General features: G+C 59.1%; 6 protein-coding genes. 1 reads left to right on the forward strand and 5 read right to left on the reverse strand.

The features are described from left to right. Positions 1-169: 169 nt before the first annotated feature. On the reverse strand, positions 170-1,249 hold the full coding sequence (locus K0F85_RS28170) for a tartrate dehydrogenase (protein WP_219119106.1): 1,080 nt from the start codon (positions 1,247-1,249) through the stop codon (positions 170-172). A gap of 45 nt (positions 1,250-1,294) precedes the next feature. On the opposite strand from K0F85_RS28170, the gene K0F85_RS29170 reads away from it, so the two are divergent. After that, a complete protein-coding gene (locus K0F85_RS29170; RefSeq protein ID WP_306986195.1) occupies positions 1,295-1,603 on the forward strand; it encodes a LysR family transcriptional regulator in 309 nt (102 codons plus the stop codon). A 166-nt stretch (positions 1,604-1,769) separates the two neighbouring features. Here the strand turns inward: K0F85_RS29170 and K0F85_RS28180 are convergent, their stop codons facing one another. The 4 genes from K0F85_RS28180 to K0F85_RS28195 all read right to left on the reverse strand — a co-directional run. Beyond that, positions 1,770-3,260: a DUF3482 domain-containing protein gene (locus tag K0F85_RS28180; protein WP_219119107.1), complete on the reverse strand. Its 1,491-nt coding sequence runs from the start codon at positions 3,258-3,260 to the stop codon at positions 1,770-1,772. Continuing rightward, complete coding sequence (locus tag K0F85_RS28185; protein WP_219119108.1) at positions 3,257-4,735, reverse strand: DUF2868 domain-containing protein; 1,479 nt, start codon at positions 4,733-4,735, stop codon at positions 3,257-3,259. The genes K0F85_RS28180 and K0F85_RS28185 overlap by 4 nt, the downstream gene beginning before the upstream one ends. Before the next feature lie 62 nt (positions 4,736-4,797). Further along, the gene (locus K0F85_RS28190; RefSeq protein WP_219119109.1) at positions 4,798-5,481 is read right to left on the reverse strand and encodes an acid phosphatase; all 684 of its coding nucleotides are present in this window, start codon (positions 5,479-5,481) and stop codon (positions 4,798-4,800) included. A 12-nt stretch (positions 5,482-5,493) separates the two neighbouring features. After that, the coding region (locus tag K0F85_RS28195; protein ID WP_219119110.1) for a hypothetical protein at positions 5,494-5,729 on the reverse strand (236 nt) is incomplete at its 5' end.

Raw genomic sequence — 5,729 nt, forward strand, 5'->3', positions numbered from 1 at the left:
AGCGTTGTGTTTGTCAGCTGCGAAGAAGGAAGAGTATGAAGCATTTCGCTAAATCCGTCAACACCTTCTTTTACCACCCAGCCCCGGAAGACTGTCCCTTTTGTGCCGCAAACTAGTGCGTCTCATTGGGGAGGCGAACTATAGCAAAGCCGCCCACCGGCGGCAAGCTTTATTTCAACAATGCTGCCACTGCCGTGCCGACATCGGTCGTACTGGCGCTGCCGCCCATATCGGGTGTACGCGGCCCATGCTCGAGCACCTGCTCAATAGCGCGCACAATCGCATCATGTACAGCCGAGTACCGGGCGTCACCATTGCCGAGAAAGTCCAGCATCATGGCGCCCGACCAGATCATGCCGATCGGATTGGCGATATTCTGACCATAGATATCGGGAGCGGAACCGTGCACCGGCTCGAACACGGAGGGGAAAGTGCGCTCCGGATTGATATTGGCCGACGGTGCGATGGCAATCGTCCCAGTGCAGGCGGGGCCCAGGTCGGACAGGATGTCACCAAACAGATTCGACGCCACCACGACGTCGAAGCGTTCGGGGCTGAGCACGAAACGTGCCGCCAGGATATCGATATGGTATTTGTCCCAGCGCACCTCGGGAAAGCTCGGGGCCATCGCTTCCACTCGCTCGTCCCAGAATGGCATGCTGATGGCAATACCATTCGATTTGGTCGCCGAGGTCAGGTGTTTTTTAGGCCGGCTTTGCGCCAGCTCAAACGCATACTTCAGAATGCGGTCGACACCCTTGCGCGTAAAAACGGATTCCTGCAGCACCGTTTCACGCTCTGTCCCTTCGAACATGCGCCCGCCCACGGATGAATATTCTCCTTCCGTGTTTTCACGCACTACATAAAAGTCGATATCGCCGGGTTTCTTGTTTGCCAGCGGACACGGCACGCCACGCATCAGCCGCACCGGCCGCAAATTGACGTATTCGTCGAATTCACGCCGGAATTTCAATAGCGAACCCCATAAGGAGATGTGGTCGGGTACCTTGTCCGGCCAGCCCACGGCACCAAAATAGATGGCGTCGAAATCCTTGAGCTGGGTAAACCAGTCGGAGGGCATCATCTGACCATGCTCGAGGTAGTAGTCGCAATTTGCCCATGCCATCGTCGTGAACTGCAGATCGATATTAAAACGACGCGCGGCGGCCTCGACCACACGCAACCCTTCCGGCATGACTTCATTGCCTATGCCGTCGCCGGCGATGACGGCGATTCTATGTGCGGGCATGCGGTTCTCCTGTTGATAGATGGATGCGTTGATGATACTGGCGCCGTGTCAGAATACAATTGGGAGTTCATCATCTCAGTATCCAAAGTTCGTGGTCAATCAATGAAAAATACGCCACGTCTGGAAGACTTACGCCTGTTTTGCCAGGTCGCGCATCAAACCGGTTTCGCTGCCACGGCCGTGGAACTGGGCATTTCCAAGGCTGTCGTCAGCAAGCGCATCGGTATGCTGGAAGCGGCGCTGCAAGTTCGTTTGCTGCACCGGACCAAGCGCCGGGTCAGCGTCACCGATCACGGTGAGATCGTCCATCAATGGGCACTGGATGGCCACGGCATGATTTTGCGCTTGGCATAGGATGTGGAAAGCAGCTTGGCGCAAGGAAAGCCGGTATGCATTTTGCCCGCGCATGAACAGGCTGCCGATGTGTGGGCGGCGACCACCTCGCGGCTGTCAAACTCGGCCAAGGTCAGGGCCTGCGTGCAATTTCTACAACAATGGCTGCAGGCCCGCGTCTGATTATCTATACCAGACGCACCACATCCGGATACAGACGTGCCAGGGTATCGGAGGTGATGGACGACATGAGGGGCAGGACGCGCTCGGCGGCTTGCTCTGGGGATTTTTCCCGGCGTACCTCTTTCCATAGCTCGGCTAAAGCAGTGTCATGGCGCGCCACCGCCTGCTCGACCTCATCTTGCCAGAATGCCGGTGCCTCGCTTTCCACAAAGTTGCCGCGACCGCGGCCAAAGTGCGCCACCGCCAGGTAACGCAGCACACCCGCCACCACCAGGGTACGCAAGAAGACGTCGGTAAACTGCATCGTGGGCTCATTGCGATCCGTGCCGGAATTAAAACCCCAGGCTGCCCCCGCAAACGTCAAAGCACCGACCACGCCGCCAAGCAGGGCGCCCGTGCCCAAAGTGAGGCCGCCGGAAATCAAGTCGGCTGACAGCCCCGTCGCGGCGCCGGAAATCATGGCGCCCAAGAGCCCCGCTTGCGCCTTGTCGATCGGTGCGCGCACGGCGAAATTTTCCCGTATCCGACTATTGATCTTATGCGCATCGGTAGGGTCTAGTTTGTGCAAGATCAACAGTTCACGCGTCGTGACGCCGCTGTGCGTATTGAGCCGCGCCACCAGGCTGGCCATGGCTTTTTCCTGGCGTTGCTGTTCTGCATTCTTGCCGATACCCACGACCTGCAGGGCTGATTTCAGCAGACCCTTGGATACGGGCTCGATGGCTTCGCGATCCTGCCCAGCAACCGCCAGTTGCGTGGCCAGCAAATGCATGGCCTGCAGGAAACGCGCCGTATTTTGCGTTTGCCAGGTAGAAAACAGACGCGCATAGCCGGCTTGCTGCGACTGCGGCAACAACTTCCCCACGGCTTCGAAAAACACGCGCTCATGTACCCAGCAACGGGCAAAGGCATCGAGCGCCAACACGTCGCGCACAATCGGATACTGCTGCAAATGTTCGCGCCAGCGCGCCTGCTCGCCGTGCTCCTCATTGCCCGGCCGTGGCGGCCCCATCTGATTTAGCAAGACCACCACGGGCTTGCCCAGCCATTCGAGGATTTTCATTTCCGCCGGCAAATAACCCGCATCCCTGGGATGCTCCGAAGAGTTGACCAGGTACAGCACCACGTCGGCAGAGTCCTTGGCCGTGCGCAGGGCTTGCTGGCTGAGCCAGAACGGGCGGTCACGGTAACGGTCCAATACTTCGCGCAGGAACCAGCCGATGGGATTGCCCGACTGCCCCAGGCGCTTGAGCAGGCGCACCGAGTCGCCAAAACCGGGCGTGTCCCACAATTGCAAGGCATCGCCCTGCGGCGTGGCCAGCAAGGTATGCGATTCCGCAAACACGGTCACGTGGGCGGCGTCGCGCACTTCGCCGATATCCACGCCCACCAAGGTACGCGCCAGGGTCGTCTTGCCATTATTGGTGTGCGAAATCAGCGCGAACTGAATCCGTACCGCATCATCCTGTACATCTTTATTCACATTCACACTCATGCTGCTGCCGATACTTTCAGCCCGACACCGGCATCGAGCGGGTGCAGGGCAGGATTGAGCAAATTGACCAGGGTGGCCGTGGTTTTGTGGAACTGGCAGAACTGTTGCCACAAGGCAACTCTTTCTGCCAGGCGGGTGGCATTGTCCACCTGCTCGCCCGCCCGCTCCAGGTAGCTGGACTCGTCGATCAGGACGGCGATGCCGCGCGTCGACGATTGCACCAGGTAATCGAGGAAGGCGCCGTGATTTTCCCTTTCCGGCGTCGCCGTCAGGTTGAACAGCACGGCCGTGACATTGACTTGTGGATCATTCAAGTCGGTACCGCGCAAGACCTCTTGCGGCTCTTCGCCATACGACGTCGATGGACGCAACATCATGCGCCCCTGCTCGCCGAACAGCATGAGGGCGATTTGCCCCAGGCCCTTGTGGCGCGCCTCATCGACAGTAAAGCTGTAGGGCAAGACACGCAGCATGCCGCCCGTGGCTACGCCGATGCTGTCATTGAGCTTGCGGAAATACGGTTGATCGAGATCCAGCGGGAAATGTTTCACCAGATGCGCGGCGCGCCAGCTGTTGAGCAGTGCCAGGACCAGGCGGGGAGCAACCACCAGCAGCAATATCGTCGCCGCATACAAATGCACCCAGCGCGCGCCGCCTTCGATGGTCGTCGTTTGCGGGAAACGCAGCGCTTCGATTTCGGCCAGCGAAAAGCCTTGCAAATGAAACAGGGCAATTGCCGGCGCAAACAGGGTCGAAAGCAGGCTATGGACCTGGCTGGCACTGAGAAACGTGCTTTCCCAGCCAGCCGCGTATTGCGACAGGAAGCCGCGCGCATACAGCGAGGCGACGGCGCCGATCGCAAACATGGCGGCGCTCAAATGGATGGTACGGCTCAGGCGCGCGGCCGTCAGCTTGGCGCTCAAGTGCGCCCATTCGCCCATGAAACTGAGCAAGCCCGAAGACAAGGCGTGCGGCAGCTTACGCGGCAGTGCCAGCCGCCCCACGCTCAGGTGGCGCACCAGCCCAGCTTTCGGCCAGCCCAGGGAGTGCGATGGGATGCACAGCCAGATCAGCAAGCCCATATACACCAGCACATTCCAGGCAATGATCAGCAGCAAGGGCGCCGACAGCAGGTCGACGCGATGGGGATCGGTAATGCGATCGAGCCCGGCGCCCAGCAGCAGTGCCAGCAGGGGCAAGGTCAGTGCCAGGGTTTTCATGCCATTACGGCGTTTCGCGAAAGCGGCGAAGGCGGGCGTGCGCTCGGTGATGCGCTTGAGGATCAGCTCGGAGCGCTGCTGCAGGAAATCGTCACCCGTGACTTCGGCCTGCTTGCCCGAAGCTTGCCACTGCGCAAGCTCACGCGCACTGCGGCTGGCATACATGCGGTCATCCTCGCTGAGGACTTCTTTCTTCTGGTCGGCCGTCTCGATAGCACGGACCAATACCACTTCTCTCGCAATATGCTCGTTCATGGTGCTCCTGTTTTTGTATGAAACGACAACTAGACAGGCAGATTGTGACGTACTTTTGTATTTCAGGCCAACGCGTCCTCGGGCCGGAGCAAGTTATGCAGCAAATATATCAGGAAAGAGGCGATCCAGGCCGACCACAAGGTGTGCGTGAAAAATTGTGCACCTTGCAACTGTTGCTGCCAGCCTGCCGCCAAACCGCACAGCAGCACGGCCAGCAGAAGCGCCATGCGCAGCCGTCCGGGCACACAGAACAAGGGCAGGGCCAGCAGCCACCAGGCAACATTCGCCTGGCTAGCCGGCAGGCAAGCCAGGGCAGACGCACTGCCTGGCAACGTTTCCAGCAGGCGCGCGTATGGTTCCAGTCCCCCATAGCGCAGCAAATCCGCCGGACAAGGCACATCGCTGAAGGACGATAACAAATAAATGCTTGGAGGTACCAAGACGGCCGACAGGGCCACGACGCGCAAGGCGCTGCGGCGTGACGCAAGCCAGGCCAACGGATGCAAGGTGTCCCAGATGGCCAGGCCGATCAAGGCAGAGCCAAGCAAGATCATGCCCAGTTGGAAATTGCCCGCCCAGGCGCTGCCAGTGCGGGAAAATTGCCCACGCGCCCCGTCGAACATACCGTCGGCGATCAGGAGGTCGAGGTTGCTGTAATTGCCGATCCAGAGTATCAGCATGGCCGACAGCATCAAGACGCTATCGATGCCTTTGGGAGTTTTGACGAGTTTAAGCTTGGCCAGCATCGGTGCGCACATTTACTTGATGAGATGAAAGGGACTGGCCGCGCAAGGACAGCAGCCATACAAGTCATCGTACAGTGTCAATATGAAGAGAACATGACGGTGCCCGCCAGGCAAGGAACTTCGCTCAACTTCGTCGTACATTCGGCAAAAGCCCATACCGCCACCGACGTCAGCAAACAAAACCAGCAGACGAAAAAAAACCCCCTCCCGGCAGCAAGATGACATCATGGCATCTTGGCACTGGAGGG

Origin of the sequence: Janthinobacterium sp. UMAB-56 (assembly GCF_900095265.1) — a bacterium.
GTDB lineage: Bacteria > Pseudomonadota > Gammaproteobacteria > Burkholderiales > Burkholderiaceae_D > Janthinobacterium.

Coding starts and splice junctions, on each gene's coding strand:
- K0F85_RS28170 (WP_219119106.1), bottom strand. CDS start 1,249: ATGCCCGCACATAGAATCGCCGTCATCGCCGGCGACGGCATAGGCAAT.
- K0F85_RS28180 (WP_219119107.1), bottom strand. CDS start 3,260: ATGAGTGTGAATGTGAATAAAGATGTACAGGATGATGCGGTACGGATT.
- K0F85_RS28185 (WP_219119108.1), bottom strand. CDS start 4,735: ATGAACGAGCATATTGCGAGAGAAGTGGTATTGGTCCGTGCTATCGAG.
- K0F85_RS28190 (WP_219119109.1), bottom strand. CDS start 5,481: ATGCTGGCCAAGCTTAAACTCGTCAAAACTCCCAAAGGCATCGATAGC.